The sequence below is a fragment of the Nocardia jejuensis NBRC 103114 genome (assembly GCF_001613145.1).
GTDB classification, from domain to species: Bacteria; Actinomycetota; Actinomycetes; order Mycobacteriales; family Mycobacteriaceae; genus Nocardia; species Nocardia jejuensis.
Window position 1 is genome coordinate 79,603 of the sequence record NZ_BDBU01000032.1, and the last position, 25,794, is coordinate 105,396.

General features: G+C 67.9%; 25 protein-coding genes. 12 read left to right on the forward strand and 13 right to left on the reverse strand.

The genetic code is table 11. The annotated features are described in order from the left end of the window. Positions 1-302 precede the first annotated feature (302 nt). From chsH3 to NJ1_RS25245, 3 genes are all read left to right on the forward strand, one after another. Entirely contained in the window at positions 303-1,166 is an 864-nt protein-coding gene (gene chsH3, locus NJ1_RS25235; protein WP_067698651.1) for an enoyl-CoA hydratase ChsH3, read from the forward strand. Between the two features lie 442 nt (positions 1,167-1,608). Then, positions 1,609-2,556 (forward strand): NADP-dependent oxidoreductase, encoded by a 948-nt coding sequence (locus tag NJ1_RS25240; RefSeq protein WP_245717577.1) that lies wholly within the window; start codon positions 1,609-1,611, stop codon positions 2,554-2,556. Between the two features lie 36 nt (positions 2,557-2,592). Next, positions 2,593-3,525 (forward strand): AraC family transcriptional regulator, encoded by a 933-nt coding sequence (locus NJ1_RS25245; protein ID WP_067698652.1) that lies wholly within the window; start codon positions 2,593-2,595, stop codon positions 3,523-3,525. A 163-nt stretch (positions 3,526-3,688) separates the two neighbouring features. On the opposite strand, the gene hsaB is transcribed toward NJ1_RS25245, so the two are convergent. From hsaB to hsaA, 4 genes are read right to left on the reverse strand one after another with little or no spacing between them, the layout of a single operon-like run. Then, positions 3,689-4,261 carry a 3-hydroxy-9,10-secoandrosta-1,3,5(10)-triene-9,17-dione monooxygenase reductase subunit gene (hsaB, locus tag NJ1_RS25250; protein ID WP_067698654.1) on the reverse strand — a complete coding sequence of 191 codons (573 nt, stop codon included), beginning with the start codon at positions 4,259-4,261 and terminating at the stop codon, positions 3,689-3,691. A gap of 16 nt (positions 4,262-4,277) precedes the next feature. Then, positions 4,278-5,177, reverse strand: a complete 900-nt coding sequence (hsaC, locus tag NJ1_RS25255; protein ID WP_067698657.1) for an iron-dependent extradiol dioxygenase HsaC — start codon at positions 5,175-5,177, stop codon at positions 4,278-4,280. A gap of 2 nt (positions 5,178-5,179) precedes the next feature. After that, on the reverse strand, positions 5,180-6,058 hold the full coding sequence (gene hsaD / locus NJ1_RS25260; protein ID WP_067698659.1) for a 4,5:9,10-diseco-3-hydroxy-5,9,17-trioxoandrosta-1(10),2-diene-4-oate hydrolase: 879 nt from the start codon (positions 6,056-6,058) through the stop codon (positions 5,180-5,182). A gap of 3 nt (positions 6,059-6,061) precedes the next feature. Then, positions 6,062-7,231: a 3-hydroxy-9,10-secoandrosta-1,3,5(10)-triene-9,17-dione monooxygenase oxygenase subunit gene (hsaA, locus tag NJ1_RS25265; RefSeq protein WP_067698661.1), complete on the reverse strand. Its 1,170-nt coding sequence runs from the start codon at positions 7,229-7,231 to the stop codon at positions 6,062-6,064. A gap of 226 nt (positions 7,232-7,457) precedes the next feature. Between hsaA and NJ1_RS25270 the strand changes: the two genes are divergently transcribed. Both NJ1_RS25270 and NJ1_RS25275 read left to right on the forward strand, forming a co-directional pair. Continuing rightward, a complete protein-coding gene (locus NJ1_RS25270) occupies positions 7,458-8,678 on the forward strand; it encodes a 3-ketosteroid-9-alpha-monooxygenase, oxygenase component (protein ID WP_067698663.1) in 1,221 nt (406 codons plus the stop codon). Beyond that, positions 8,678-9,007, forward strand: a complete 330-nt coding sequence (locus tag NJ1_RS25275) for a hypothetical protein (protein ID WP_067698665.1) — start codon at positions 8,678-8,680, stop codon at positions 9,005-9,007. Before NJ1_RS25270 ends, NJ1_RS25275 begins: the two co-directional genes overlap by 1 nt. Positions 9,008-9,070: 63 nt before the next feature. Here the strand turns inward: NJ1_RS25275 and NJ1_RS25280 are convergent, their stop codons facing one another. Beyond that, on the reverse strand, positions 9,071-9,481 hold the full coding sequence (locus NJ1_RS25280; RefSeq protein ID WP_067698667.1) for a cupin domain-containing protein: 411 nt from the start codon (positions 9,479-9,481) through the stop codon (positions 9,071-9,073). A 144-nt stretch (positions 9,482-9,625) separates the two neighbouring features. Between NJ1_RS25280 and NJ1_RS25285 the strand changes: the two genes are divergently transcribed. Both NJ1_RS25285 and NJ1_RS25290 read left to right on the forward strand, forming a co-directional pair. After that, positions 9,626-10,549: an AraC family transcriptional regulator gene (locus NJ1_RS25285; protein ID WP_067698669.1), complete on the forward strand. Its 924-nt coding sequence runs from the start codon at positions 9,626-9,628 to the stop codon at positions 10,547-10,549. Between the two features lie 111 nt (positions 10,550-10,660). Further along, positions 10,661-11,398 (forward strand): SIR2 family NAD-dependent protein deacylase, encoded by a 738-nt coding sequence (locus NJ1_RS25290; protein ID WP_067698670.1) that lies wholly within the window; start codon positions 10,661-10,663, stop codon positions 11,396-11,398. A 13-nt stretch (positions 11,399-11,411) separates the two neighbouring features. Here NJ1_RS25290 and NJ1_RS25295 read toward each other — a convergent pair whose 3' ends face one another. Next, a complete protein-coding gene (locus tag NJ1_RS25295; protein ID WP_067698672.1) occupies positions 11,412-12,164 on the reverse strand; it encodes a DUF427 domain-containing protein in 753 nt (250 codons plus the stop codon). A 161-nt stretch (positions 12,165-12,325) separates the two neighbouring features. Here NJ1_RS25295 and NJ1_RS25300 point away from each other — a divergent pair, with 161 nt between their 5' ends. Then, positions 12,326-13,741, forward strand: a complete 1,416-nt coding sequence (locus tag NJ1_RS25300) for an amino acid permease (RefSeq protein WP_067698675.1) — start codon at positions 12,326-12,328, stop codon at positions 13,739-13,741. A gap of 148 nt (positions 13,742-13,889) precedes the next feature. Here NJ1_RS25300 and NJ1_RS25305 read toward each other — a convergent pair whose 3' ends face one another. The 7 genes from NJ1_RS25305 to NJ1_RS25335 all read right to left on the reverse strand — a co-directional run bounded on the left by NJ1_RS25305 (position 13,890) and on the right by NJ1_RS25335 (position 21,755). Continuing rightward, a complete protein-coding gene (locus tag NJ1_RS25305; RefSeq protein ID WP_067698677.1) occupies positions 13,890-15,137 on the reverse strand; it encodes an MFS transporter in 1,248 nt (415 codons plus the stop codon). Between the two features lie 65 nt (positions 15,138-15,202). Beyond that, complete coding sequence (locus NJ1_RS25310) at positions 15,203-15,655, reverse strand: MarR family winged helix-turn-helix transcriptional regulator (RefSeq protein WP_067698679.1); 453 nt, start codon at positions 15,653-15,655, stop codon at positions 15,203-15,205. A 231-nt stretch (positions 15,656-15,886) separates the two neighbouring features. Next, on the reverse strand, positions 15,887-16,927 hold the full coding sequence (locus tag NJ1_RS25315; RefSeq protein ID WP_067698681.1) for an acyl-CoA dehydrogenase family protein: 1,041 nt from the start codon (positions 16,925-16,927) through the stop codon (positions 15,887-15,889). A gap of 85 nt (positions 16,928-17,012) precedes the next feature. Further along, a complete protein-coding gene (locus NJ1_RS25320) occupies positions 17,013-18,080 on the reverse strand; it encodes an acyl-CoA dehydrogenase family protein (RefSeq protein ID WP_067698682.1) in 1,068 nt (355 codons plus the stop codon). 28 nt (positions 18,081-18,108) lie between these two features. Next, positions 18,109-19,239 carry an acyl-CoA dehydrogenase family protein gene (locus NJ1_RS25325; protein WP_067698684.1) on the reverse strand — a complete coding sequence of 377 codons (1,131 nt, stop codon included), beginning with the start codon at positions 19,237-19,239 and terminating at the stop codon, positions 18,109-18,111. Then, entirely contained in the window at positions 19,240-20,211 is a 972-nt protein-coding gene (locus NJ1_RS25330; protein ID WP_084478793.1) for an enoyl-CoA hydratase, read from the reverse strand. After that, positions 20,208-21,755 carry a FadD3 family acyl-CoA ligase gene (locus tag NJ1_RS25335; protein WP_067698686.1) on the reverse strand — a complete coding sequence of 516 codons (1,548 nt, stop codon included), beginning with the start codon at positions 21,753-21,755 and terminating at the stop codon, positions 20,208-20,210. The genes NJ1_RS25330 and NJ1_RS25335 overlap by 4 nt, the downstream gene beginning before the upstream one ends. A gap of 69 nt (positions 21,756-21,824) precedes the next feature. On the opposite strand from NJ1_RS25335, the gene NJ1_RS25340 reads away from it, so the two are divergent. From NJ1_RS25340 to NJ1_RS25355, 4 genes are all read left to right on the forward strand, one after another. Beyond that, complete coding sequence (locus NJ1_RS25340; RefSeq protein WP_067698834.1) at positions 21,825-23,045, forward strand: acyl-CoA dehydrogenase family protein; 1,221 nt, start codon at positions 21,825-21,827, stop codon at positions 23,043-23,045. After that, positions 23,042-23,866, forward strand: a complete 825-nt coding sequence (locus NJ1_RS25345) for an SDR family oxidoreductase (protein WP_067698688.1) — start codon at positions 23,042-23,044, stop codon at positions 23,864-23,866. Before NJ1_RS25340 ends, NJ1_RS25345 begins: the two co-directional genes overlap by 4 nt. A gap of 304 nt (positions 23,867-24,170) precedes the next feature. After that, complete coding sequence (locus NJ1_RS25350; protein WP_067698690.1) at positions 24,171-24,926, forward strand: hypothetical protein; 756 nt, start codon at positions 24,171-24,173, stop codon at positions 24,924-24,926. Positions 24,927-25,131: 205 nt separating this feature from the next. Then, positions 25,132-25,755, forward strand: coding sequence for a TetR/AcrR family transcriptional regulator (locus tag NJ1_RS25355; protein ID WP_157574201.1), 624 nt, complete (start codon positions 25,132-25,134; stop codon positions 25,753-25,755). Positions 25,756-25,794: the final 39 nt, after the last annotated feature.

Genomic DNA, 25,794 nt, shown 5'->3' on the forward strand with positions numbered 1-25,794 from the left:
TCGCACGGCAGTACGGCATGCGGTACACCGCATGGCATTGCACGGCAGTTCCGCGATGCCGCACAGCGCGGCATCGCGGCACATGGCGATCCCGGCGAGCGGGCTCGCGTCTTGCGACCGCAGTAGGTTGCATCGCAGGATCGGACCCGAGTGGGGCCGCCTCGGGCGGATACGTCCGCGGTTACCCCGGGTGCGGGCTGCCCGCGCGCCACGAGCGCCGTCCGGCGGCCGGCCGAGCAGGGACCGCGGACCGACGATCGCCCGTGGGTGAGTGCCCACAGATCTCACGAGGAGAGAACTTCATGCCCATCGATCCGACTATCGCCCTCGGCGCGCAGCTGCCGAGTATCGAATTCAGCTGGACGCCAACCGATGTGCAGCACTACAACCTGGCGCTGGGCGCGGGTTCGCGGTGGACCGATCCGGCCGAGCTGCGCTATCTCGACGACCGCGCTCCCCAGGTGCTCCCGACCTTCGCCGCCGTGGCGCCCTTCTTCCACGACACCGATCCGCCGAAGGTGCAGTTCCCCGGCATCGACATCGACCTCGCGAAGGTCGTGCACGGCAGCCAGGAGATCGTGGTGCACCGCCCGATCCCGGCATCCGGCAAGGCCACCTTCGAGCGCCGGATCAGCGAGATCTGGGACAAGGGCTCGGCCGCTGTCATCTGGCAGGAGCACACCGCCATCAGCTCGGACGGCGAACAGCTCTGGACCGCGCGCTCCTCCATCTTCGCCAAGGGCGAGGGCGGTTTCGGCGGCGAGCGCGGCCCCAGTTCCAAGACCGAACTCCCGGACCGCGCACCCGATTTCGAGATCCTGACCCCCACCCTCCCGCAGCAGGCCCTGCTCTACCGCATGTGCGGCGACCGCAACCCCCTGCACTCGGATCCCGAATTCGCCCGCGCCGCAGGCTTCCCCAACCCGATCATGCACGGCCTCGGCACCTACGGCCTGGTCTGCAAGGCGGCCACCGACGGCGTCCTGAACTCCGACGCCTCGCGCGTAACCGGCATCCGCACCCGCTTCGCCGGAGTCCTCTACCCCGGCGAAACCCTCCGCAGCCGAATCTGGCAGCAGGACAACGAACTCCACATCGCGGTCACCGTCGTGGAACGAGAAGACGCCCCCGTCCTGGCCGACGTGGTCCTCACCTACATCCCCTGAGATACGTCCCGAGATAGTCGAAAGAGGCGGGGCTGCTACCGAATTCGGTAGCAGCCCCGCCTCTTTCGTCAGGCTCGGGCTCGCCTGTGAATCGCTCGCCGAACTGCGGAGTCCAGGGGTTGCGGGTCAGCGGGCGGGAGCGAGAGTGGCGCTCTGCCAGGGCGGGGCGGGGTGGGGTACCGGCGGGCGGCGCGGAGGTCTTCGGAGTGAGGCTGGGGGAGTCGGTGAGGAATTCCCCGGGGGGTGATGCCCGCGGAGAGTTCGTCAGTCAGCCGTTCCAGGGGGTCAGCGGATGCCTCGGCTGGCGGGCGCGCGGGGGCAGGATGAAGTGAGACGTGCGGATAAAATCTGGAGACTTCGAGGCATTCAGAGTCTCGTTGCGGCTGCCTAGTGTTGCTGATGTTCGGTTCGACGGAACAGCCGGAGGACGAGCGTCAGAGCAATGGAGAAGATGATGCGTGCGGTGATCCAGAAGGCGTTCGGCGGTCCCGAGGTGCTGGAAGTGGTGGAGCTGGACAAGCCGGAACTGCGCTCGGGTGAGGTGCTGGTGCGGGTGCGCGCCAGCGGTGTGAACCCGGTGGACGTCGCGGTGCGATCGGGGGCCTTCCCGCTGCTGGGCGAGCCGCCGTACGGCGTCGGCTGGGACATCTCCGGCGTGGTCGAGGAGGCCGGGCCGGGTGCGCGCTACGAGATCGGCGAGGAAGTGTTCGGGATGCCGTTCTTCCCCCGCGCCGCCACCGGATACGCGGAGTACGTCGCGACGCCGTCGCGGCAGGTCGCCCGCAAGCCCGCGAGCCTCACCCATGTGGAAGCCGCGGCCCTGCCGCTGGCCGCCCTGACCGCCTGGCAGGGCCTGGTGGACCGGGCCGGAGTGCGGGAAGGCGACCGTGTGCTGATCCACCGCGCCGCCGGCGGCGTCGGACATCTGGCCGTGCAGATCGCCAAGGCGCGCGGCGCGTATGTGATCGCGCTGGCCTCGGCCGCCAAGCACGATTTCGTGCGCGGCCTCGGCGCGGACGAGGTGATCGACTACCGCACAACCGATTTCACCGAGGCGGTGCGCGATATCGACGTGGTGTTCGACTCCGTCGCCGACGGCGAACGCTCATTGAGCGTGCTGAAGCCGGGCGGTGTGCTGGTGAGCATTCTGGAACACCCGAACCAGGAGCTGGCGGCCACCGTGAAGGCCGCGGGCCGCCGTTTCGCCGGTGTCTCGGTGGAGCCGGATTACGCCGCGCTGGAAGCGATCGCGGAATTGGTGGAGGCGGGAAAGCTGCGTCCCACCGTCGCGGAGACCCTGCCGCTCGCCGAGGTGAGCAAGGCCCACGAGGTCGTCGCCTCGGGACAGACGGTCGGCAAGGTCGTACTGACGGTCGACCCCGCCCGATAGGTTGTACGGTTTCGACGCAGAGGCAGGGAGAGCCGAATGGATGTCCTGAGCGAGGCGCTGGCCTCGATGCGTACCGGCGCACCCCACTCGGTGCGCACCGACGGCCGCGCCCCGTGGGGACTTCGGCTGCCCGAGACCGCGGGCGCGGGCTTTCACGTTGTCCTGCACGGCGATTGCTGGATCTACCCGTGCGCGGACAGTTCGGATCCGATCGCGCTGGGCCCCGGCGACGTGATCTTCGTCCGGGACGGTTCCGGCCATGTCCTGGCCGACCACCCGGACACTCCCGCCGCCCCGGCCCGGCCGGACCAATACGTCTTCTGTCCGCCGGTGGGCTCGGTGCGGCTGGGCGGGGACGGCCCGGCCACCAGCCTGCTCTGCGGCAACTATCACCTGGACGGGCAGCGCCCGCATCCGCTGCTGCGGCAGTTGCCCGAGGTGATCCACCTGCCCGCCGGTCCGGATCGCAGTCCCGAACTCTCCGCCGCGATCACGCTGCTGTGTGCGGAACTGGACAACCCGCGCATCGGCTCGCACGGCATCGTGCCCGCACTCATCGACTCGCTGCTGCTCTACATCCTGCGCGACTGGGTGGAGGGACAGCCTCGCGCAGCGGCCACGGGTTGGGCTGCGGCGCTTCGTGATCCGGTGGTCGCACCGGCCCTGACCGCCATGCACGACGACCCGTCCGCGGGCTGGACCGTGCAGTCGCTGGCCGATCACGCCGGCCTGTCCCGCGCCGCCTTCGCCCGCAAGTTCACCGCCATGGTCGGCGAACCCCCGCTCGCGTACCTGACCCGCTGGCGACTGACCACCGCCGCCCGCCTGCTCCGCGAGGACGACCTGTCCATGGACACGGTCGCCGCCCGCGCGGGCTACAGCTCCGAATTCGCCTTCGGCAAGGCCTTCAAACGCGAATACGGGCTGGCCCCCGGACAATATCGCCGTCAGTCCAGAGCCGCCGCCTGAGGAGGCGACCCGTCGCGGGCGTGCACAGGCGGGCGCTCGTCGTGGCGGACGCGGGGACCGGTGTCCCCACATTTGTCCACAGATCCCCACACATGTGAAGTGCCCCTGTGGATAAATCCACAGGGGCACTTCGTCTATCGCCAGGGTCCAGGAGGAACCCGCCTCACAACCACGTGTCGAGCGTCGTGGTGGTGAGGAAGTGCTCGAGGTCTGCCCGCCACGGAGCGGGCGTCGACTTCTCGGGCTCTATCGCGGTGTACTGCCCGCGGTAGAAGAGCAGGGGCCTGCCGGAATCCGAGGATTCCGACAGGGCCTGTACTCGGCCGATCACGATGTAGTGATCGCCGCCGTCGACGACCCTGTCCACGGTGCACTGGATAGTGGCCAGGGCGTCGTCGAGGACCGGAACGCCGAACTCGGAGGTATTCCAGCCGATTCCGGCGAACTTGTCGGGTTCACGCGAGCCGAAGCGGGCGCAGACGGGCTGCTGTTCCTCGGCGAGCATGTTGACGCAGAACTTGCCGTTCAGTTCGATCGCCGCCCAGGAACGTGACTCCTTGGTGGGACAGAACAGAACCAGCGGGGGATCGAGGGAGAGTGCGGCGAACGACTGGCAGGCGAAGCCGATCGGTTCGCCCGCCACGTCGAGTGTCGTGATGACGGTGATACCGGTGCAGAAGGAGCCCAGCACATTACGGAACTGACGTGCGTCGATCACGGGATCCGTCGTGGTCATGAGTTCGCCGCCCTCGCTACTTGAATCCGATGGTGAAGTCGTGGCCCCACAGGCTGACCGCCGTGGACTCGCGTGCGATCCACGACTCGTCCTCGACTTCCAAACCCTCGCAGCCGAATTCGATGTCGAATCCACCGGGCGTCTTCATGTAGAAGGAGAGCATCTTGTCGTTGATGTGCCGCCCGAGGGAGGCCGACATCTTCACCTTCTTGCGCATCGCGCGATCCAGGCAGAGGCCGACGTCGTCGGAGTTCTCCACCTCGACCATGAGATGCACGATGCCGGTCGGGTTGGGCAGCGGCAGGAACGCCAGCGCGTGGTGGCGCGGGTTGCAGCCGTAGAACCGCAGCCAGGCCGGATCGCCGTCGGCGGGCCGCCCGACCATCTGCGGCGGCAGCCGCATCGAGTCACGCAGCCGGAAGCCGAGCACATCCTGGTAGAACGCCTGTGCCGCGGCATCATCGGAGCAGGTGAGCACGACGTGACCCAGACCCTGCTCGGCGGTGACGAACTTGTGGCCGTAGGGGCTGACGAACCGGCGGCCCAGGTACTGCGCGCCGTAGAACGCCTCGAGCGTATTGCCCGAGGGATCCTCGAAGCGGATCATGCCCTCGACGCGACGCTCGGCGAGCTCGTCCTTCTCGCCCTCGACATAGGCGACGCCCGCCTTGCCGAGGGTCTCCCGAAGCTGCTGCAGCCCTTTGGCATCGGTGACTTCCCAGCCCGAGACCAGCAGCCGGTCCCGCTCGCCCGGCACGATCACCAGGCGCGCGGCGAAATCGTCCATGCGCAGGTAGAGGGCGTCCGGATTGTTGCCCGTGCCCTCCATCATGCCGAGCACCTTGAGCCCGTACTCGCGCCAGGCCGCCATATCGGTGGCCTCGATGCGCATGTAGCCGAGCGCCTTGATACTCATGCTCACTTCTCCTTGACGCCGAGCAGGAAGTCGCTTGCCAGACGGTTGAATTCGTCGAACTTCTCCAGCTGAGCCCAGTGGCCGCAGCCGCCGAACACGTGCAGCTGAACACGCGGCACCATCTTCAGTGCTACCAGCGCGCCGTCGATCGGGTTCACCCGGTCCTCACGGCCCCAGATGAGCAGCACCGGCTGGCGCAGCTTGAACGCGTCACGCCAGATCATGCCCTTGGCGAAATCCGCTCCGGCGAAGGACTTCCCCATCGCGCGGGTGGCCGCCAGCGATTCGGGCTGGCTGGCCGAGGCGAAGCGATCCTCGATCAGTTCCGGCGTGATCATCTTCTGGTCGAAGACCATGATCCGCAGGAACGCCTCGAGGTTCTCGCGCGTCGGCTCGTAGTTGAACTTCGAGAGCAGCTTGACGCCCTCGGTCGGGTCCGGCGCGAAGAGGTTGGTGCTCAGCCCGCCCGGGCCCATCAGCACCAGCTTGCCGGCGCGGTCCGGGTAGTCCAGCGCGAATCGGGTGGCCGCGCCGCCGCCGAGCGAATTGCCCAGCAGGTGAACACGATCGGTGATGCCGAGGGTGTCGAGCAGATCCTTCAGCGCGGAGGACGAGTGCACGAAGTACTGCGGGTGATCCACCGGCTTGTCGGACAGTCCGAAGCCGGGCTGATCGACCGCCAGCACGTGGAACTCACGCGCCAGCACCGGAATGTTCTTGGCGAAGTTCGACCACGAGGACGCGCCGGGGCCGCCGCCGTGCAGCAGCACGATGGTGGGACCGTTGCCCACGCCCGCCTCGTGGTAATGCAGCTTCAGATCCGGCCGCACCTGCGCGTAGCGCGAGGTCGACTCGAAGGTGATTTCCTCCACAGTGGTCATGGGCTACACCATCGTGTCGGTGATCGGGAGCCCGAACGCGTGGGTGCCGTACATCACGTAGGCGCGCTCGGCATCGTTCGCGGCGTGCACCCGGCCGGCGTGCGCGTCACGCCAGAAGCGCTGCAGCGGAGTGCCGTTGGCGAGCGCGGTCGCGCCCGAGGCCTCGAAGAGGCGGTCGATCGAGGCGATCGCGCGGCCGGTGGCGCGCACCTGATCGCGGCGAGCGCTGGCGCGCAGCGCGAACGGAACGTCCTGCCCCGCCACCAGCAGTGCGTACTCGTCCGCGACATTGCCGGACAGCTGACGCCAGGCGGCGTCGATGTCACTGGCGGCCTCGGCGATGCGCACCTTGCCGAACGGATCGTCCTTGGCGTTCTCGCCGGCGTAGGCCGCGCGCACGCGCTTGCCCTGGTGCTCGACGTGAGCCTCGTACGCGCCGTACGCCATTCCCACGATCGGGGTGGAGATGGTGGTGGGATGGATTGTGCCCCAAGGCATCTTGTACACCGGATCGGTGTTCTGCTCCAGGCCCGGCGACTTCAGCTCACCCATGGTGCGGAAGCTGAGGAAGCGGTGCTTGGGCACGAACACGTTCTCCACGACGACCGTGTTGGAGCCGGTGCCGCGCAGGCCGACCACGTTCCACACGTCATCGACGCGGTAATCGGTGCGCGGGATGAGGAACGAGCCGAAATCGACCGGCTTGCCGTTCTTGATCACCGGGCCGCCGACGACCACCCAGGAGGCGTGATCCGAGCCCGAGGACCAGGCCCACTTGCCGCTCACGGTGTAACCGTCGCCGTCTTCGGTCACCACGCCCGCGCCCATGGGGGCATAGGACGAGGAGATGCGCACGTCGGTGTCCTCGCCCCACACCTCTTCCTGCGCACGCTGATCGAACAGCGCCAGGTGCCAGTTGTGGACGCCGATGATGCCCGCGACCCAGCCGGTCGAACCGCAGGCGCTGGCGATCTTGCGGACCGTGTCGTAGAAGACGACCGGGTCGGCGGCGTAGCCGCCCCACTGGCGCGGCTGCAGCAGTTTGAAGAACCCGGTCTCCTGCAGGTCCTTGACGGACTCCTCGGGAAGGCGGCGCAGATCCTCGGCCTCCTGCGCGCGTTCGCGCAGCGTGGGCAGCAACGCCTCGACCCGCTCGACTACTTCTTGGCTCATCTCGCCAGTTGCTCCTGCCTGGTGCGATTCCCTATGAGAACGCGCCGGCCCGCGAATCCGGGAAGCGGTTCTCGTGTGTCCCTGAGAGTAGAACACGTTCCTATTCCTGTCGAGAACCGTGTTCAAGCGCGGCTGAGACCGGCCTCATCCTGCTAGTTGGGCGTATCGCTGGCGCCGGGGCTCGCAATTTTGTAACGTGTTCTAGTACTTCCAAGGAGGATGAACGATGGCGACAACCCCCCAAGGGCCCCGCGGGAAGGTCCGCGAGATCGACGTGGGCTCGATGCCCACCCGCTATGCCCGGGGCTGGCATTGCCTCGGCTTGACCAGCACGTTCCGTGACGGCAAGCCGCACTCGGTCAATGCGTTCGGCACCAAGCTGGTCGTCTTCGCGGACAGCAAGGGTGAACTCAAGGTGCTCGACGGCTACTGCCGGCACCTCGGCGGCGACCTGTCGATGGGCGAGGTCAAGGGCGATTCGATCGCCTGCCCGTTCCACGACTGGCGCTGGGGCGGCGATGGCAAGTGCACGGGCATCCCGTATGCCCGTCGCGTGCCGCCGCTGGCTCGCACCCGCTCGTGGGTCACGCTGGAGCGTAACGATCAGCTCTTCGTGTGGCACGACCACGAGGGCAGCAAGCCCACCGACGAGGTCACCATCCCTTATATCGAGGGACCGTTCACCGAAGCCGGCGGCAAGGGCCTGGAGACGCTGTCCGACGAGTGGACACCGTGGACCTGGCACTCGCTGCTGATCGAGGGCGCCAACTGCCGCGAGATCATCGACAACGTCGTGGACATGGCGCACTTCTTCTATATCCACTACGCGTTCCCGACGTTCTTCAAGAACGTGCTCGAGGGTCATATCGCGACCCAGTACCTCGAGACCCGGGGCCGGCCCGATATCGGCCAGGCGGCCGAGTCCGGCGTCGACGTGCTGCTCAAGTCCGAGGCGTCGTACTTCGGCCCCTCGTACATGATCAACCCGCTGGTCAATATCTACAGCGGCTACGAGGTCAAGACCGTTCTGATCAACTGCCACTACCCGGTCACGCAGAACTCGTTCATGCTGCAGTGGGGTGTGACGCTGCAGAAGCCGAAGGGACTGCCCGAAGAGCAGGCCCAGTCCTTCGCGGCGCGGATGACCGAGGGAGTCAGCGAAGGCTTCCTGCAGGACGTCGAGATCTGGAAGCACAAGTCCAAGATCGAGAATCCGCTCCTCACCGAGGAGGACGGCCCGGTCTACCAGCTGCGCCGGTGGTACGACCAGTTCTATGTGGACGTGGCCGACATCGACCCCAAGTCGACCCAGCGCTTCGAGTTCGAGGTCGATACCACCAAGGCCAATGAGGCCTGGGCGGTCGAGGTCGAGGAGAATCTGGCCAAGAAGCGTGAGGCCAAGGAAGCCGCCGAGGCCACAGCCGCTTCCGAGGAGGCGAACGTCTGATGACCACCTGGGCGAAAGCACCCGACTTCGCGGACCGTCCGGAGCGACGGGCGCAGGTGCGCGCCCAGACGGTCTTGGACAAAGAGCACTACATGGAGTCCGGTCTGACGCCGATCGCGTGTCAGACCTGCGGCACCGAGGTGCTGGTGCGCAAGCACAGCAGCAACCAGAAGACGGTGCAGTGGACGGTCAATCCGGCCGATCACTGCCCGGTGTTCGGCAAGATGGCCGAGGCCGGACCGATCTTCGGCAAGCCGGACTCCTGCCCCAACCTCGAGAAGACCATCGACCACGCGACCGCCGAGGGTCTGCTCGAAATCGACGACTGACACCGTCGCACAGCATCATTCGCGCCCGCCGCGGTTCCGCGGCGGGCGCGAATGTGCCCCGGCTCAGTCGAGCCGGAAGTCGGCGAAGTCGAAACCCGGTGCGACGACACAGCTCACCAGTGTGTACTCCGCTCCCGCCGGGCGGGCGGCCTGGCTCACCCCACCGGGGACCACCGCCTGGGGCCGCTGCCCCTGCTCGACATCGGGACCGAGGACGATCTCCTCGCCCCCGATGTTCAGCAGCAGCGGGCCGCCCCGATGCCACATCCAGATCTCGTCCGAGCGCACCGTGTGCGGTGCGGATTTCTCGCCGGGCAGCAGCAGGAAGTAGATCGCGGTCGCGCTCGCGCGCGGGCCGTCGTAGCCCTCGGGGGCGAATTCGACCCCGCTGCGCCAGGTTTCGCGAAACCAGCCGCCTTCGGGATGTGGTTGGAGATCGAGTTCTGCGGCCAGTTCCGGGCGGTCATCGCTCATGCCGACACTGTATTTCCCTCGAGACGGGGGCGTCGTCGTGCGTACCCGGCGTGTGAACGTCGGTGCCGTACTTGATGAGACCGGGCATTCACCTGGCGATATCGATGTCTGAAACACTCGATCGCCGAGCGGTATGGTGTCCATGTGGACATTCTCAGCGAAACCATCGCGGCCATCCGGACCGGTAATCCGGCGTCCGGAATGTTCGTCAGGCACGCGCCGTGGGGGCGGCGGTATCCGGTCGTGCCGGGCGCGGGATTCCATGTGATGCTGCAGGGTTCGTGCTGGATGGTGCCGCCCGAGGGGGAGTCGATCGCACTGGGTCCGGGGGATGTGCTGTTCATGCCGCGCGGCGCGAACCATGTTCTCGTGGACAGTCTGGACACGCCGATCACGGAGGTCGCGCGCCCGGGCGAGCCACGCGAGATCACCGGACCCGGCGTGCGTGCGGCGCTGGTCTGCGGGGCCTACGAGCTCGGGCGGTCGCGCAGTCATCCGCTGCTCGACGAGCTGCCCGAATTCATTCATCTGCCCGCCCGGCCCGGACGGCATCCGGCGCTGCGGGCCGCGGTGGATCTGCTCGCCGCCGAGATCGCCGAACCGCGCCCGGGAACCGATGCCGCGATTCCGGCACTGCTGGACACCCTGCTGCTGTTCATGCTGCGTGCCTGGTTCGACGAGCAGGCCGAGGTCGAGCGCGAATCGCCCGGGTGGGCGGGTGCGTTCACCGATCCGGCCGTGGCGGCCGCCCTGCACGCCATTCACGGTGAGCCCGAAAGATCATGGACCGTACCGGAATTGGGAGTCATCGCCGGAGTTTCGCGGGCGACGCTGGCCAGGCGATTCACCGCGACGGTGGGGGAGCCGCCGCTGTCGTATGTCACGCGGTGGCGCATGCTTTCCGCCGCACGGCTGTTGCGCGAGACCGATATCCCGCTGGCGAGCGTCGCCCGAAAAGTCGGCTATCAAAGCGAATTCGCGTTCGCCAAGGCATTCAAACGCGAATACGGGCAGGCGCCGGGGCAATACCGTCGGGCGGAGGACAAACCGTCCGTCATCGCGGTCTGACGCGATCGTCGGCATGAGTCGCCTGGTCTACCTGTGCTTTTCGGAGCCGCTGCCCGATGTCGCGAGGAAAAGTCCTGGCCGCCGACACCGGATCGGCATACGCTGAAGCGAATGACGGATTGGCGTACGCGCAAAGGTCCGATCGGGGTGCTCACCGGGGCGGGCATCTCCACCGATTCGGGCATCCCGGATTTTCGCGGGCCACGCGGAGTGTGGACCAGCGACCCCATCGCGGAATTGCTTTCCACGTACCAGAACTACGTGTCGGATCCGGAATTGCGGGTGCGGTCCTGGGTGGCGCGCCGCGACAATCCCGCCTGGCGCGCGACACCGAATTCGGCGCATCAGGCGCTGGTGCGGCTGGCTTCGGCGGGGCGTGAGGTCGCGATCATCACCCAGAACATCGACCGGCTGCATCAGCGCGCGGGCTCGGAGTCGGTGGTCGAGATCCACGGCAATATGTTCGAGGTGGTCTGCATCGACTGCGGGTACACCGCGTCGATGGCCGACACGCTCGAACGGGTCGCCGCGGGTGATCCGGATCCGGCCTGTCCCGACTGCGACGGCATCCTGAAGGCGGCCGTTGTCATGTTCGGTCAGCACCTGGATCCGGTCGCCATTCGCTCGGCCGTGCAGATCGCCGAGACCAGCGAACTGTTCCTGGCGGTCGGCACCTCCCTGCAGGTGGAACCGGCCGCCTCGATGTGCGCGGTCGCCGTGGACTCCGGGGCGCAGCTGGTCATCGTGAACGCCGAGCCGACCCCGTACGACGTCTACGCCGCCGAGATCGTGCGCGAGCCGATCGGGGCGGCGCTGCCCCGACTGGTGTCGGAGCTGCTGGGGGACTGAGGTTTTCGGCGCCTCAGCTGAACTTGCTCACCGGGCGGGGCTGTAGTTCGCCGTCGATCCAGATGTCGAGCTTCTCGTTGTAGAAACAGGCGAGGCCGGCGATCTTCTGGCTCTCCGGCAGTGGCGTGCGGTAGATCCAGACCAGGTCGGGGTGGTCGGTGTCGCCGAGCCGGATCGAGAAGTACGCGGCGGTGCCCTTGTACGGGCAGCGGGTCTGGGTGCCGGAGGGGCGCAGCAGTTCCATGCGCACATCGGTGAGCGGCAGGTAGTAGCGCGCGGGCAGGCCGGTCTCGAACAGAATGCGGGGCGAGTGCGAGTCCGCGAGGGTCTCACCGTTCAACTCCACGCGGATGTGCCGGGAGCTGGCCAGAATGTCCACCCGGGTGTACGGGTCGCGCGGGTGCACATAGATCGGCTCGTCCTCCTCGAACCATTCGTCCATGGCCTCGAAGTCGACCCGGACCAGGCCGCGCAATTCCTCGACGGGGGAGTCGGGATAGGACACGGCCGCGCCGGGGGCGGTCACATCCTCGGTGACCAGATCGAACTCGATGCCGTCGCCGCGCTCGCGCGAATGGTGGGTCTTGCCGGTCGGCTCCAGCTTGCCTCGCACGTCGGCGGCGGGCAGGTAGTAGGTGGGGTAGTAGGGGTGTTCCCACACCAGCCGGGGTTGGACGCTGTCGACGGCGAGATGGCCGCCCAGATAGGCGCGCACCCGCTTGGCACACGGTTCGACGCGTACCTGCCCGTTGTTCGGTTCGGTCATCTTTTCGACGTTACTCCCGAGCCGAAGGGGCAGCCGTGGAACGCAATTCGCTCATCTCCGGCGTCGACCGTCAAAGTTGCCCGTACCTGCGATTCTGTTCGGCTGACCAGCCTCGATAGGGTGGGTCGGCAACATCGGGGCAACAGGATCGAGGCGGAGAAATGTCGGAACCGAGCAGCACCGGCGCGTTGGACGAGACGCGGCAGCCGGGACTGCGGACCGGCCTGCGCCGCCGCCACATGACGATGCTGGCGATCGGCGGCGCGATCGGCGCGGGCTTGTTCGTGGGCAGCGGCTCGGTGATCGGGACCGCCGGACCGGCCGCCATCGTGTCCTACGGCGCCGCCGGGCTGCTGGTGCTGTGCGTCATGCGGGCGCTGGGGGAAATGGTGGTGGCCCGACCGGTCGCGGGCTCGCTGGCCGAGTACTCGCGCATGGCGCTGGGGCCGTTCGCGGGCTTCACCATCGGCTGGCTGTACTGGTATCTGTACGTCATCCTGGTCGGCGCGGAGGCCGTTGCGGGCGCGGCGATCCTGGCCAACTGGATCGAGCTGCCGCAGTGGACGCTCTCGGCCGGGCTGCTGGTGGTGATGACCTCGGTCAATCTGGTGTCGGTGCGGTCGTTCGGCGAGTTCGAATTCTGGTTCGCCTCGATCAAGGTCGTGGCGATCGTGGTCTTCCTGGCCATGGGCGCGGCCTGGGTGTTCGGGCTCTGGCCCGATGCCGAGAGCGGGTTCGGAAACCTCACCGGGCACGGCGGATTCGCGCCCAACGGTGTCGCCGGCATCTTCTCCGCGATCGTGGTGGTGATGTTCGCCTTCGGCGGCACCGAGATCGTGACGGTCGCCGCGGCCGAATCCCGTGAACCCGGGCAGGCCGTCGCCCGCGCCACCAACAATGTGCTGTGGCGGGTGGGCCTGTTCTACGTGGCGTCCATCTTCCTGGTGGTGACGATCCTGCCGTGGAACGACGCCGAGGTGCTGCGGAGTCCGTTCGTCAGCGCCCTCGATCACATGGGCGTGCCCGCCGCGGCGACGATCATGCAGGTGGTCATCCTCACGGCGGTCCTGTCCGTCCTGAACTCCGCCATCTACGTCTCCTCCCGCATGCTCTACGTCCTGACCCGCGACGGCGACGCACCCGCGGCCCTGGTCAAGGTCAACAAGCGCGGCGTTCCCGCCCGCGCGGTCCTGCTCGGCACCGTCGCGGCCTGGGGCGCGGTCGTCGCCTCCTACGTTTCCCCCGACCAGGTCTTCACGTTCCTGGTCAACTCCATCGGCGTCGTGCTGGCATTCGTGTACGTGGCAATCATGTTCTCCCAGTTGCGACTCCGAGCCCGCCTGCGCCGCGAAGACCCGTCGGCCCTCACCTACCGCATGTGGGGCTACCCCTACATCAGCTGGCTCGTCATCCTCGCCATCGCCGCCGTCTTCATCGCCATGGCCCGCAACCCCGACCAACGCCCCCAACTCCTGGCCTCCACCGCCAGCCTCGCATTCGTAGCCGCCCTCTACCCCCTCCGAGTCAAGTTCGCCCGCAAACCCCCCGTCCGCGAAGTCGAAGTTCTCCACCCCTGACCAACCCTCTTGCGGCTCACCGAATCGCGCAGAGATTCAGGCACTTCGGTCAGGGGATGTGGTCGCGGCCGTATTCGCGGCTGGGAGAGTGAAATGGGAACGGCGTCCGTGGTGCCGGACGCCGTGCTCGGATCAGATGGGGCTGGGCTCAGTCGTCGCCGAGGGCGATGGCTTGGGCCTCTGCCGGGGTGTGGGTGGCGGGGGCGCGGTCGTCCATGTGGGACAGCAGCTTTCGGCCCGAGAGTAGGACTGCCACGGCGGCTGCCGTGCAGGCCGCGCCGACCCAGAAGGGGAGGGCCATGTGGTGTTCGCCGAGTTTGCCCGCCAGGTAGGGGGCGGCCGCACCACCGGCGAAGCGGACGAAGCTGTAGGCGGCCGAGGCGGTGGCGCGCTCGACGGGGGCCGATTCCATGACGGCCTCGGTGATGAGGGTGTTGTTGACGCCGAGGAACAGTCCGGACAGGACGGTGCCGATGATCAGCACGGGCTTGTGCTCGGCGAAGGCGGCCATGACGCCGAGGTCGGCGGCGAACAACCCGAGTGCGATCGCCATCATTCGCACCGTGCCGAAGGCGCGCTGCAACCGGGGAGCCAGGAACACCGAGGAGAACGCCAGCAGCAGACCCCAGCCGAAGAAGATGAACCCGATCGCGTAGGTGCCCATGTTCAGCGGGAACGGGGTGTAGGCGAGCAGGGTGAAGAAGCCGTAGTTGTAGAGCAGCGCGGTGACGCTCACCAGCAGCAGCCCGGGATAGGTCAGGGCCTTGAACGGCGCCGTGATCGAGGTGGCGTGCGCGGGTTTGGGGGCCTCGGGCAGCAGCACGATCAGACCGACGAAGGCGATCGCCATCAGCACCGAAACACCGAAGAACGGTGCGCGCCAGCTGAAGTGGCCGAGGAATCCGCCCACCAGTGGCCCGGCAGCGATGCCGATGCCCAGCGCCGCCTCGTACAGGATGATGGCGCGGGCGACCCCGCCGCTGGCCGCGCCGACGATGGTGGCCAGCGCCGTCGCGATGAACAGCGCGTTGCCCAGCCCCCATCCCGCGCGGAAGCCGACGATCTCGCCCACGGTGCCGGAACTGCCTGCGAGAGCGGCGAATACGATGATGATGCCGAGGCCTGCGAGCAGTGTCCTCTTGGCGCCGAACCGGCTGGAGATCACGCCCGTGATCAGCATGGCCACGCCCGTCACCAGCATGTAACTGGTGAACAGCAGCGTCACCTGCGAGGGCGAGGCGTGCAACTGCTCGCCGATCGGCTTGAGAATGGGGTCGACCAGGCCGATCCCCATGAACGCGATCACCGATGCGAACGCGACGGCCCACACGGCCTTGGGTTGTGTGCTTGCTGCGGGTTCGGCGGCTACCGGCCGCGCGACCGACAAGGTGCTCATGCGTGTGTCCTCATCTACGAGACGTGCTGTGTCCCAGCTGTTGTCGATAGATGTCGGGGTCCTGCTCAGGCGTCAGGCGTCTTCAGGGCTTCGACGAGTGCGTGCAGTTCGCGGTCCAGGCGCGCCAGCCGTTCCGGATCGAAATCCGTGAGCCGTCGCGTCAGGGCGGTTCCGAAGCGTTCCCGGGTGGTGGCCAGCCGGTCCCGGCCCGCGGGCGTCAGTTCGGCGACCACGGCTCTGGAGTCGTCGGGATCTTTCGTCCGCGTGGCCAGACCGGCCTCGGCCAGCCGTCCGAGCAGCGCCGTTGCTGCCGGCTGAGAGCATCGGTCGATCCGTGCGAATTCGCTGATCCGCATCGCGCCGTATTCGTCGAGGGTCGAGAGGGCCCGCAGAACGGCACGGGGCAGATCATCGCCGCCGATGGCTCCGGTGAGGCGGGTGAGCCGCGCCGCGGCGACCACTACGTCGACCAGTCGGTCCTCGGTGGAGGTGGGCTCGGTTGCCTGCTTCAGCTGCACTCAACGATTGTTGCATAAGCTAACTATGTATTTACATAGGCTAACGATATTTACCTCGTGAAATAAGACACAGGCCGGGGACCAGGGATGATCCCGGTCCCCGGCCTGTGGAGGCAGAGTCTTGTGGGCAATCCCCGAAGGGAAGAACACGGCCCACCCGAGGTGGGGCCCAGCGCCCGCTCGCGGAGGGCGAGCCCCACTGTTGCGCCCGGCCGCCGGCCGGGCGTGCGGTCAGGCCGGGCGGGGGAGCGGGCGGCTCGGCGCCCCGAAGAGCTGGGCGTCGCCGTGGGCGCGCTTGAAGAACAGGTGGGCGTCGTGCTCCCAGGTGATGGCGATGCCGCCGTGCATCTGGACGGTTTCCGAGACCACGGAGTTGAGTGCGGTGACGGCATGCAGGCGGGCAGCCGCGACATCGACGGGTTCGGCGGTGCCGTCGGCGAGGCCCGCGATCGCCAGGTAGACGATCGAGCGGGTGGACTCGACCAGCACGTACATATCGGCCATGCGGTGCTTGAGAGCCTGGAAGCTGCCGATCGGGCGGCCGAACTGCACGCGGGACTTGCTGTACTCGACCGTCAGGTCCAGGCACTGCTCCGCCGCGCCGAGCTGCTCGGCAGCGACTGCCGCCCAGCCGATTTCGCGCAGACGAGCCAGATCGAGGTCGCCGAGCCGTCGGGCCGGGACGGCATCGAACTCGATCGTGGTGAGGCGACGGGTCGGGTCCATGGCCGGCACCACCGTGCGGGTGATGCCGGTGGCCGAACCGTCCACCTCGTGCAGGCCGTCGGCGGTCACCACCAGCAGGGTGTCCGCGCTGCCGTCGAGCACGTAATGGGCAGTGCCGGAGACGGTGTCGCCGTCGGAACGGACCCCGAAGGAGTCCCAGCCACTCGCGCCCGCCCAGCACACCGCGAGAGTGCGCGCACCCTCGGCCACCCCGGGCAGCAGCCGTTCGTTGGCCTCGGCGTCGCCCGCGAGCAGCAGCGCCTGCACCCCGAGCACGGCCGAACCGAGCATCGGCGGCGCGGCCAGCGTGCGCCCGAGTTCCTCGACAACCAGCAACGATTCGACCAGTCCGACGCCGACGCCGCCGAATTCCTCCGGAATCGCCAGCGCCGCGACGCCGACCTGCTCGCACAGCAGCGTCCAGAGCGCCGCGTCGTACCCGTTCTCGCCGTCGAGCCCGCGCCGCATGGCCGCGCTGGTGCCGTGCTTGCTCAGCACCGCACGCACGGTGGTCGCGAGTTCCTGCTGTTCGGCCGTGATGCTCATGCATTCACTCCCATCGTGTCGAGGTACCGGGCGGGGTGCGCATCGGCCGACGCGCACCCGTGGTCATGCTGCGGCGCAACCGCTTTCACGCAGGCGCTCCGGCGGTCTCCGCGCGCAGGGCGGCGGCGATGCGCGCGCGGTGCAGATCCGGCGTGCCCCAGGCCGAGCGCAGTGCGGTGACCTTGGTCAGCCAGAGCGAGAGGTCGAACTCGGCGGTGTAGCCGATCGCGCCGTGCACCTGGAGCCCGATGCGCGCGGCCTGGTACGCCGCTTCGCCGCAGGCGAGCTTGGCCGCGGAGACATCCCGAGCGCGGACTGCGGGATCGGTCTCGTCCTGCAGGGTCAGCGCGGCCCGGTAGAGCAGCGGTTGCGCCATCTCCAGTCCGATCGACACATTGGCCAGGTGATGCTTGATCGACTGGTACTGCCCGATCGGCTTGCCGAACTGCTTGCGCTGCTTCACATAGTCGACGCTCGTCTCCAGCAGCGCGCGCCCCGCACCGAGCAGCTGCGCCGCCGTCGCGAGAGCCGCTGTGTCGAAGGCCTTTTCGACGGCTTCGCGCACGCCCTCACCCTCGGCCAGCACCTCGCTGGGCTGCAGCGGGAACAGGCGGCGCGCGGCATCGATCGAGGTGACCGGCTCGCCCGCGGTGGCGACCGAAACCCGATCACCCTCCGCGATCAGCACCAGGCCCGCGATGTCGGCATCCAGGGCGAGGGGAGCGCCGCCGGCCGCGGTACCGCCGCTCGCGGCGACCCCGGTTCCGGTCGCGACGGCCAGCGCGAGGGTCCCCAGCGTGGCTCCCTCGGCGAACTCCGGCAGCCACCGCGCGGCGAGCGCGCCGTCCGGAAGCGCCTGCAGCAGTGCGGGAATCGCGGCGGCGGTCTCCACCAGCGGCCCGGGCACGGCGGCCCGGCCGATCTCGGTGAACGCCACGATCAACTCCAGCGCACCCGCGCCGAATCCGCCGTTGTCCTCGGTGATGGTGAGTCCCAGCGTGCCCGCCTCGGCGAGCTGGCGGATCAGCGCCAGCCCGGTGGCGGATTCGCCCTCGCCCCAGGCGCGCACGACGCCGGGGGTCTTGGCCGCCTCGCCCATCTTGCGCAGGCTGGCGGCGAAATCGATCTGTTCTTCGGTCAGTGCGAAGCGCATGTCGTCCTCTTCTTTCGGCGCGAGGGTCTCAGCGCGGCAGGCCGAGCAGGCGTTCGGCGATGATGTTGCGTTGAATCTCGTTGGTGCCCGCGTAGATCGGGCCCGCCAGCGAGAAGAGATAACCGTCGGTCCACGCCGATTCCTGTTCGGCGGCGGCACCGTGCAGATCCAGCGCGGTCTCGTGCATGGCGATATCCAGTTCGGACCAGAACACCTTGTTCACCGAGGATTCCGCGCCGAGCTGCCCGCCGTCGGCGAGACGGGTGACGGTGGCCCAGGTATTGAGCCGGTAGGCCTCGGCCCCGACCCAGGCCTCCACCACGCGGTCGCGCAGGGCGGTGTCGGTCTCGGCGGCAGTGGCGCGCCACAGATCGATCAGCTTGGCGGCGGTGGCATTGAACCGGCCGGGGCTGCGCAGCGACAGGCCGCGCTCGTTGCTCGAGGTCGCCATCGCGACCTTCCAGCCGTTGTTCGCCTCACCGATCACGTCGGAGTCCGGCACGAACACGTTGTCCAGGAAGATCTCCGCGAACCCGGGCTCGCCGTCCAGCTGGGCGATCGGGCGCACGGTGACGCCCTCGGCCGTGAGCGGGAACATCAGGTAGGTGAGCCCGCGATGGCGCTCGGCCTCCGGATCGCTGCGGAACAGGCCGAAGCCCCAATCCGCGTACGAGGCACGGGAACTCCAGGTCTTCTGGCCGTTGAGAATCCAGCCGCCCTCGCCGCGCGTCGCGGTGGAGCGGATGCCGGCCAGATCGCTACCGGCCTCCGGCTCGGACCACGCCTGTGCCCAGATATCGTCGGCGCGAGCCATTCTCGGCAGAATGCGGGCCAGCTGCTCGGGGGAGCCGTGCTCGAAGAGCGTCGGCGCGAGCAGGAAGATGCCGTTCTGCGAGACGCGGCCGGGCGCACCGGCGGCGTAGTACTCCTCCTCGAAGATGACCCATTCGGTCAGCGAGGCATCCCGGCCGCCGTATTCGGCGGGCCAGGCCACACAGGAGAGCCGGGCGTCGGCGAGCTTCGCCTCCCACGCGCGGTGGGCCTCGAAGCCCTCCTCGGTGTCCATCGACGGCAGGGGAGCGGCGGGAGCGTTGGCGGCCAGGAACTCCCGGACCTCCCGCCGGAATTCCTCTGTCTTGGCGTCGAATTCGAGATCCACTTATTTCGCCCCGTTCGTCTTGGTGCCTGCGGCGGTATCGGTGTCGGCGCCGGTGTGGGTGTCGGCGCCGGTGTCGGCGCTGCGGGATTCCGCAGTCGCCGCCGCTGCCTTCATGGCCTTGATGTTCATGCCGCCCAGCGAATCCGCGTCGACCTCGGCATTGTGTGCGTGTGCGAAATGGTGCAGGCCGAACACCGAGTCCATGCCCGACCGCATACCCATGAGGTCCTCGCACTGATTGACCGCGCGCTTGGCCAGCGCCAACCCGAACTGCGGCATCTGCGAGATCTTCCCGGCGAGCGCGAAGGTCTCGATCTCGAGCTCCTCCCGCGCCACGACCCGGTTCACCATGCCCCAGTCATAGGCCTGCGCGGCGCTGAACTGCTCACCGGTGAACAGGATCTCCTTGGCCCGGCGCGGCCCGATCATCCACGGGTGCGCGAAGTACTCGACCCCCGGAATGCCCATCCGCACAACAGGATCGGAGAAGAACGCATCCTCGGAAGCCACGATCATGTCGCACGACCAGGCCAACATGAGCGCCCCCGCGATGCACGCGCCCTGCACCATCGCGATGGTCGGCTTGGGCAGCTCGCGCCACCGGCGGCACATGCCCAGGTAGACCTCGGACTCGCGCGCGAAGCGCTGGTCGCCGCCGGGTCGGCCGACATGGTCCCACCAGGTGACGGCCTTGTTCTCGTAGCTGATGTGATGATCGCGCCCCGGCGTGCCGAGATCGTGTCCGGCGCTGAAATGCTTTCCGGCGCCCGCCAGTACGATCACCTTGACCTCGGCGTCCTCGACGGCCCGGGTGAAGGCGGCATCGAGCGCGTAGGTCATGACCGAGTTCTGCGCGTTGCGGTAGTCCGGTCGATTCAGGGTGACGACGGCGATCGGCCCGCGCTTCTCGTAGAGCACGACCTCACCCTCGTCGGGGACGGGCCCCGGGGTTGCCTGCTCGAGCGCGCTCACGCCTTCTCCTCACGTAGTTCTCGCTTGAGGACCTTGCCGGCCGCGCTGTACGGCAGCTGATCGCGGAACTCGACGAACCGCGGCACCTTGAAGTTGGCCAGCAGTTGCTTGGCGTGCGCGACAACGTCATCGACGCTCAGCTCCGCGCCGGGCTTGCGCACCACGAAGGCCTTGCCGACCTCGCCCATGCGCTCGTCCGCCACCCCGATGACCGCGGTCTCGGCGACCCCGTCCAGCCGGGCCAGGGCCTGCTCGACCTCGGCGGGATACACATTGAACCCGCCGGAGATGTACAGATCCTTGAGCCGATCGGTGATCTTCAGGTATCCGCGCTCGTCGATGACGGCGACGTCACCGGTGTGCAGCCAGCCATCGGTGTCGATGGTGTCCGCGGTGGCCTGTGGATCGTCCAGGTATCCGAGCATCACCTGCGAGCCGCGGATCAGCAGTTCGCCGTTGTCGGCCAGCTTGATCTCGAAGTCGCCGATGGCGCGTCCGCAGGTGTTGGCCACGGTCTCCGCGGAGTCCTCGGGTCGGCACATGGTGCCGAATCCGCCGGACTCGGACAGCCCATAGGCGGTCAGCACGACCTCGAATTGCAGTGCGCTGCGCATTCTCTCGATGAGCACGACCGGAACGGTGGCCGCACCGGTGACCGCGACCCGCAGTGTCGAGAGATCGGCGTCGTGGCGGGCGGGATGCTCGAGAATGGTCTGGTAGATGGTCGGCGGCCCGGTGAGCACGGTGATGCGCTCGTCGTGCACCAGTCGCATGGTCTCGGGAACGTCGAACACGGCCTGCGGCACGATGGCCGCGCCGGTCACAAGGCAGGCGAGAATGCCTGCCTTGTAACCGAAGTTGTGGAAGAACGGCGGCACCACCAGATACCGGTCGGAGCTGTTCAGCGTCGAGCACTCGGTCCAGGCCCGCGCGCCCGCGAGCGCTTGGCGGTGCGCGATCAGCGTGCCCTTGCTGCGCCCGGTGGTGCCGGAGGTGAACAGGATGTCGGAAAGGTCGTCCGGCGAGACGGATTCGGCCCGCGCGATCACGTCCTCGAGGCTCACGGCCTCGGCGAGCTTCGGCAGGTCGGACCAGACGATGGCGTCGGCGACCGGTTCCTCGCGCTCGGAGGGGATCACGATGACGGTGTCGATCGCCAGTTGCGGTGCGGCGGCGCGCAGTTCGGCCAGCCGGTCGCGGCCGAGGAAGGCGCCCGCGATGAACAGCGCCTTGGCATCGACGCGGTCGAGCACGTCGGCGGCCTCGTCGGCGACGTACCGGGTATTCAAGGGAACGATGGCCGCGCCCACGTAGTGGGTGGCCAGTACCGCGGTCACCCAGTGATGGGTGTTGGGAGCCCAGATGCCGATCCGGTCGCCACGCCGCACGCCGCGCGCGATCAGCACGCGGGCGGTCTCGCGGACCGAGTCGAGCAGTTGCGTCCAACTCAGGCGCACGGCACCGTCGGCGACGGCGGGCGCCGAGCCGAAGACGCTGGCCGCCTCGTGCAGGGCGAGCGGTGTGGTCTGTGGCGGGGATGTCACAGGGGTCCTCCGGCGTCTGGGATCGGTCTAACAAGCAAGTGCTTGGTAGGTTACTCTACGGGGGTGAGCATGATCCAGACCCCCGAACCGGCCAGCGGGACAACCTCCGAGGCGGATATCGCTTTCCGCTCCGAAGTGCGGGAATGGCTCGCCGAAGCCCTGAACGGACAGTTCAGCCACCTGCGCGGACTCGGTGGCCCCGGCCGCGAGCACGAAGCCTTCGAGGAGCGACTCGAGTGGGACCGCGCCCTCGCCGCCGCGGGCCTCACCTGCCTCGGCTGGCCGAAAGAGTGGGGCGGCCGCGACGCCACCCTCGCACAGCAGGTCATCTTCCACGAGGAATACGCGAAGGCCGATGCGCCCAGCCGCGTCTCGCACCTCGGTGAGGAACTGCTCGGCCCGACCGTGCTCGCCTTCGGGACGCAGGAGCAGAAGCAGCGCTTCCTGCCCGGCATCCGCAATGTCACCGAGCTGTGGTGCCAGGGCTATTCCGAACCCGGCGCGGGCTCGGATCTCGCCGCGGTCTCCACCTCGGCGTACCTGGACGGCGACGAATGGTCGATCACCGGCCAGAAGGTCTGGACCTCGCTCGCGCACCTGTCGGACTGGTGCTTCGTCGTCGCGCGCACGGAGAAGGGATCGAGCCGGCACCACGGTCTCTCCTATCTCCTGGTGCCGATGAAGCAGCCCGGCGTCGAGGTGCGGCCGATCATCCAGCTCACCGGGACCGCGGAATTCAACGAGGTCTACTTCGACAATGCCCGCACCGCAGCCGATCTCGTGGTCGGTCAGCCCGGAGACGGGTGGAAGGTCGCGATGGGCACGCTCACCTTCGAGCGTGGCATCTCCACCGTCGGTCAGCAGATCCGCTACGCGCGTGAGCTCGCGGACCTGGAGGCGGTCGCCCGCAAGAACGGCGCCATCGACGACGCGGTGGTCGCGGATCGCTTCGACAAGGCGTGGGTGGGCCTGCGCGTGCTGCGCGCCCATGTGCTGCGCACCCTCGAATCCGGACACGACGGCGCATCCGTCGACGCCCGCACCGCGGCCGGTCAGGCCTCGGTCACCAAGCTGCTGTGGGCCAACTGGCACCGCGATCTGGGCGAGCTGGCCATGGACGTGCTCGGCGCGCCCGGCCTGATCGCCGACGCCGAGGGCGATGATCTCAACGCCTGGCAGCGCATGTTCCTCTTCACTCGTGCGGACACCATCTACGGCGGGTCCAACGAAGTGCAGCGCAATATCATCTCCGAGCGGGTGCTCGGACTTCCCCGAGAGGCTCGTCCATGAGTGAGCGCAGCGAACGCCCAGCCGGCGCCGTTGATCTGTCCGTCGCCCCCGAGATCGTCACGGGGCACAACCTGCTCGCGGGCAAGACCGCGGTCGTCACCGCGGCGGCGGGTACCGGCATCGGTTCCGCGACCGCGCGCCGCCTGCTCTCCGAGGGCGCGGATGTCGTCGTGTCGGACTGGCACGAGCGTCGGCTCAAGGAGACCGAAGAGGCGCTGAAGGCCGAATTCCCGGACCGCAGAATCGCTTCCGTGGTCTGCGACGTGAGCAGCACCGAACAGGTGGATCAGTTGATCACCGCGGCCGTGCGGGCGCTGGGCCGGATCGACATCATGGTCAACAACGCCGGCCTGGGCGGTGAGACGCCGGTCGTGGACATGACCGACGAGCAGTGGGACAAGGTCCTGGACATCACCTTGAACGGGACCTTCCGCGCCACCCGCGCGGTGCTGCGGTACTTCCGCGAGGCCGGGCACGGCGGCGTCGTGGTCAACAACGCCAGCGTGCTGGGTTGGCGCGCGCAGCACGGCCAGGCGCATTACGCCGCGGCCAAGGCGGGCGTCATGGCGCTGACCCGATGCAGCGCCGTCGAGGCCGCCGAGTACGGCGTGCGGATCAATGCCGTGGCCCCGAGCATCGCGCGGCACGCGTTCCTGGACAAGGTGTCCTCGAGCGATCTGCTGGATCGCTTGGCCGCCGGTGAGGCGTTCGGTCGCGCGGCCGAGCCGTGGGAGGTCGCGGCGACCATCGCCATGCTGGCGAGTGATTACACCTCGTACCTGACGGGTGAGGTGGTTTCCATCTCCAGTCAGCGCGCCTGAGTGCTGTCCGTTTAGTCCGTATTTACCTGTGGCCCCGCCCGATTACCGGGTGGGGCCACAGCTCTTTCGCCGCGATTGCCGATAGCGGAGCTGATTACCGCTCCGCGCAATCGAATTCGTGCATTCGCCCGATGTGGAAAGCCGTGCCCACGGGTCGCAGTTTTTCTCACCGAGCGTGCCGAAGGCCGCGGCGGAGCGCTTTTTATTCGCGGCGGGCCCTTCTGGGGAAAAAGGCTGGCGCGCTATCGGTGTCCCTGTGCAATCCTGGGATAGGCCGGTTCCGCACAGTCGAAGGGCACGACCCATGGGTCCGGATCGCCGTTACGAAGCAACCCACGAACAAGCCCGCGAGGAATTGGAACTCGAGCTCGTCCGCGAGGTGGTCCTCGCGCGCCGCAGGCTCGACAACGTAGTTCTGGCCGCACTGACATTGGGTGCGGAATTGCTCGAACACGACTCCGAGCGGGCCACCGCGATGCGGGCCGCGCAGATCCTGGAGCAGCACGCCGTCGACGAGAGCGATATCGCTCGCGATCCTCGCGGCGCCCTGAACCGGGACATGATGCGAGACCGCCGGCGCGCCTATCGGATCGGCCTCGCGCGTGAGGCGGGCCATGGAGATTCCGAAGCCGAGCAGCGGCGCCGAAGACAGACGGCGCTCCTGCGGGAAGTGCGCTCCGACCTACTCGAGGTGGTGCGCGACTGCGGCAGGCTCAGCGTCGATCACGTCGCTTTCACCGATGTCATCGCGCAGGGATTATGCGCCGCCACCGATAAACTGGTCATCGGCGCGGATATGGAGACATACCGAGCCTGGCAACGCGGAATGATTCTCAAGATCACCGAAGAACCCAGCCCCGACGGCGGTCCACCCCGCGTCATGGCAACGGTCGATGCCGGCCCCGGCCGCGGTCTCCTCACCGTCGAATGGGACAGCCAGGAACGACGCCTGGCGCTCGTGGCAAGAATGGCCCGAGCCGGAATTTCCCCGGTAATAATCTGCGACCGCCTACTCGCCGACTTATCCGTATCGTCCCCGCTGCGCTACTCGGTGCGCTGAGACCCGAACCGGGTCCCGGGCGAAGGTCTGCGTGCGGTCCGAAGGTTGGTGCGGTCGGCGTGAAGCCTCGAAAGGGTCCGGGCGGAGCCTGAACGGGGTCCGGGGCGAAGCCCCGAACGCTCACCCCGGGGGTTCGGGGGCGGAGCCCCCCCCTGAGAGCTACGAGAGTCGGACTCCCCTCGACCAAGCAAATGCTTGGTTGTATATTGGGGCGGTGACCCCACCATCAGACCCGTCCAAATCGGCGCGACGCAACGAACTGCTCGGCCTGGCAGCCGGTCTGTTCGCCGAGCGTGGCCTACGCGCCACCACGGTCCGCGACATTGCGGACGCGGCGGGAATTCTATCGGGGAGTCTCTACCACCACTTCGATTCCAAGGAAGCGATGGTGGACGAAATTCTGCGCAGCTTCCTGGACGACCTGTTCGGACACTACCGGGAGATCGTCGGCTCGGGCCTGCCGGCCCGCGACACCCTCGAGGCCCTGGTGATCGCCTCCTACGAATCGTTCGACCGTTCGCACGCCGCCGTGGCCATCTACCAGGCCGAAGCCAAACGTCTCAGCGGCACACCGCGATTCGGCTACATCGACGAGTACAACAAGGAGTTCCGCGAGCTGTGGCACCAGGTGCTGACCACCGGCGTCGCCGACGGCAGTTTCCGCGCGGAACTCGATATCGAACTGGCCTACCGGTTCCTGCGCGACACCGTGTGGGTGTCGGTGCGCTGGTACCAGCCCGGCGGCCGGATCACCGTCGACAGCCTGGCCAAGCAGTACCTGACCATCGTCCTGGACGGGCTCACCGCGCCCGATCAGCGCAGCAGCTAGCTCAACACAGCCCGGAAGCTTTCAGCAGTAGGAGTTTCA